The 3,955-nt window shown below is 59.8% G+C and carries 2 protein-coding genes; both read left to right on the forward strand.

Translation table 11 applies throughout. The features are described from left to right. Positions 1-1,861: M61 family metallopeptidase (locus CJ255_RS21320; RefSeq protein WP_320410740.1), on the forward strand; the 1,861-nt coding region annotated here is incomplete at its 5' end. Continuing rightward, a complete protein-coding gene (locus tag CJ255_RS21325; RefSeq protein WP_097646095.1) occupies positions 1,858-3,756 on the forward strand; it encodes a M15 family metallopeptidase in 1,899 nt (632 codons plus the stop codon). The genes CJ255_RS21320 and CJ255_RS21325, both read left to right, overlap by 4 nt. The last annotated feature ends 199 nt before the right edge of the window (positions 3,757-3,955 follow it).

Here is a 3,955-nt window from a genome sequence, read left to right on the forward strand (position 1 = left end):
GCAATCTGCAATCTGCAATCTGCAATCTGCAATCTGCAATCTGCAATCTGCAATCTGCAATCTGCAATCTACAATCTGCAATCTGCAATCTACAATCGTAAATGGCATAACCTCTCGGCTATCTCCTATGATTACCTATACCATTAGCATGCCCGAACCCAATAGCCACCTCTTCCACGTTAGCATTGAGCTAGATGGCCTCAGTGGGGCAACGCAGGATTTGGTGCTGCCTGCGTGGACGCCCGGCTCCTATCTGCTGCGTGAGTATGCGCGCCATGTGCAGGGCTTTGCTGCCCGAACGGTGGATGGTGTGCCGCTGCCCTGGCGTAAGGTGGCGAAGGACACCTGGCAGATTGAGACCCAAGGCGCCCACGGTCTCTTTGCGAGCTATGCTGTCTATGCTAATGAATTGACGGTGCGAACCAGCCATCTTGATGCGTCCCATGCCTACTTTAATGGGGCCACGGTCTTCATGTATGCGGCAGGCCGAACCCATGAGTGCTTGCGTTTGGCGGTGATGCCGCCCGATGATTGGTATGTGACGACGGGTTTGCAGCCGTTGGTAGGTGATGCGCTGATTGCCGATCGCGAGCGTAAGACCTACCTCTTTACTGCGGCGGATTACGATGAGTTGGTGGATTGTCCAGTGGAGTGTGGTACCCATCGCCGCCTCTTCTTTACTGTGGATGATGTTCCCCATGAGCTTGCCATCTGGGGCGCTGGCAATGAGGACGAGCAGCGCCTTGTGGCCGATACGCGCCGGATTGTGGAGGTGCAGCGCGCTTTTTTTGGCACGTTGCCCTATAGCAGTTACCATTTCATTCTGCATCTCACCGATGGGCGCGGCGGTGGCTTGGAGCATCGCAATAGTGTGACCAATCAGTTGGATCGTTGGAGTTTTCGCCCGGAGCGTAGCTATGAGCGCTTTTTGGCGCTGACGAGCCATGAATTTTTTCATGTCTGGAATGTGAAGCGACTGCGGCCCGCGCCGCTGGGCCCGTTCGATTATCGCAGCGAAAACTATACGCGCTTGCTCTGGCTGATGGAAGGGGCGACGAGCTACTATGATCAGTTGCTGCTGGTGCGTGCAGGCTTGCTTACACCAGAACGCTACCTAGAGCGTTTGGCCGAAAAGATTGTGCAACTCCAGAGCCAGCCTGGTCGCTATGTGCAAAGCCTTGAGCAGAGCAGTTTTGATGCCTGGATTAAGCTCTATCGCCCCGATGAGAACAGTGCCAATTCCAGTATCTCCTACTACCTCAAGGGTGCCTTGGTCTGCCTGTTACTTGATCTGCGTATCCGTGAAGCGAGTGGTGGCCAACGCTCACTTGACGACCTGATGCGCCTGCTCTACCAGCGCTACCCCGCCAGCGGCCCCGGTATCCCTGAAGAGGGCGCGGTGCAGGCTGCCGCCGAGGAGCTGGCTGGGGTTGGTTTGAACTCCTTCTTCAATGATTATGTTGCAGGCGTGGCGGAGCTAGACTATGCGACGGGCTTAGCTGTAGCGGGACTCGAGTTGCGCTGGCAGCGGCGTGGCCCCCAAGCCTGGTTGGGGCTACAGGTGCAATCTCAAGGCGAACGTTGCGTCGTCAGCAGTGTGCGGAGCGACGGGCCAGCCTATGGTGCAGGCATCTACGCCCACGATCAACTGCTGGCACTTGATGGCTGGCGCATCAACCCCGACAAGCTCAACGCCCGCCTCGCCGAACGCCAGCCCGGCACAACGGTGCGCCTCACGCTCTTTCGCGGCGACCAACTCCACGAACTGCCAGTCACCCTCGCCGAGGCCCCGCCCGACGGCTTAGAGTTGGTGGTGGTGGATGCGGCGAAGTGTGAAGCTTGGTTAAGGAGCAACCCATGAGCAACGCTGGTCGTGTGGTCCGCTTGGTGGTGGTGGTTGATGATCGGCGCACTGGCGCAGCGGCTTTGGCCGCTTTTGAGACCCAAGCAACGCCGTTGCCCCACTACTATGTGGGGCAGGATGGCCAGGTGCAGCGGTTGCTTGCTGATCAGCGTTGTGGTACCTACCTAGCCAATGTCATCTACCAACAGCGCCGCCGCAATCTGAATCCGATTGCCCTTGCGGTGGCACTGGAACGACCTGAGCATGCTGAGTATCGTGATGCTCAGTTGCTTGCGGTGGACGGGTTGGTAGCCCAGGTGTTGGAGCAGCATCAGTTGGGTTTGGAGGCGTTGGCAACGATCATGGCTGATGCACAAGGACGTTTGCGCCTCTACCCCTACCTGCCGCCGCCGCCGCCGTTGCCCTGGCTAGTAACGCCTGATCAAGCCCAGGTTGTGCTGGGTAGCGGTGCAGCGAGTGAGACCGATCTCTTTGTGGCGCTCTTTGGCGAAAGCTACAAGCCCTTGGGTGGTAGCCTCAATCTGCGTCAAGCCTTTCCGTTGCACGCGGCCCAAAAAAATCTAGGCGCACCAATTGGCCGCAACGCCCCTCCGCCGGTGGTGGTCAATGGCCGCTCCTTCAACCTGCAACCCTACGCCCGCGATACGCTCTTTAACGAAGGCACCGACTATGCGGCAGTGCAGCAACTCAGCGCTCTCTTTGATCCGGCTAGTAACGGTATTCCGGCCCAAGGGCTCGGACGCGAACTGTTGGCCGCCACCTACCGCATGGCGCTTGAGGGGGTTCAAGCTGCGGGTGTGCCACTCCAGGGGCGCACGACGCTCGAACCTGGCTGGCGCTTCCATCAAGTGGCACGTCATGCTGGCTACGGCCCCCCACTCAGTGGCAACTACCGTAGCCCCGATCAACGCTACGCCCTGCAGGTCTTTGCCGCCGAAACGCTCTACACGCCCGTCACCGAACTGAGCGGCTGTCGCCTGCTGAGTAGCACCGAGCCCAGTGATCCCGCCTATCCCATACTCTGGCAAGAGACCTACAAGGTTGCGCGGGCACCCTACCAGCCCGACGACCCGCTGCACCGCCGCGCCCTTGAGTTGCGCTTGGGTGCCCCACTGACCGGCCCCTACCAAGTGCAACTGCTCAACACCAACTATCGCGTGCAGGTCTGGGCCCTCGACACGCTCTACCAAGGGCCGGACGGCCAGATACGGCGCATGAGCGAACTCCCCAAGCCTACTACAGTGGTCAACTGGCAGCCGCGCGCACCGCGCCAAGCCCCGCCGCCGACACCGAGCAACCCGTTACCGCCGGTGGCAGCGGGCAGCGAGGTAGGCCCACCACGACCTGGCGACATCAACTGGCCAGCGCGCCCCAACTTCAACATCATCACCGACACCAATGGCGTGCGCCCGCGCCTCCTGGGCAACCTCCAATGGAGACCCGCCCAAGGCACCTTCATCACCATCACCAACAACTGGCCGCAGCAGCACGTTGTGGATGTCAACATCCCCCAGTTGCTCCAGATTCCCGGAGTACGCAGCCCCATCCTCAAGTTCCACCGTATCGCCGCCGAGCAACTACGCAGCCTCTTTGCCGCCTGGGAAGCCGCCGGGCTGATGCACCTGATCAAGACCTTCGACGGTGCCTGGGTGCCACGCCTGATTCGCCTCAACCCGGGCGTACTCAGCAACCATGCCTACGGCACTGCGTTCGACATCAACGCCCGCTGGAACGGCATGTTAAAAATCGCCGCCTTCGTCGGGCAACCCGGCTCCGTGCGCGAACTCGTGCCCCTAGCCAACGCCCATGGCTTCTACTGGGGCGGCCACTGGAACTTTGACGGCAAAGGGGCCAGCGACGGCATGCATTTTGAATGGGCAAGACCCATGTGATACCATGGGAAGCGGATGTTGTTGATTACCCCGTTGCTTTGTCACCCTGAGCGAAGGTTCGTAGGAACGTTCCTGTTTGCGCCGTAGGTAGTGCCGACGTTAGTCGGCTCCCAGTGCTGCCAAAGACCTCAGCCGACTAACGTCGGCACTACGATGCCTGCGCCCCATGTTCTATTCAGCATGACAAGCTGCTGGGATA

It is taken from the genome of Candidatus Viridilinea mediisalina (assembly GCF_002532535.1).
GTDB lineage: Bacteria > Chloroflexota > Chloroflexia > Chloroflexales > Chloroflexaceae > Viridilinea > Viridilinea mediisalina.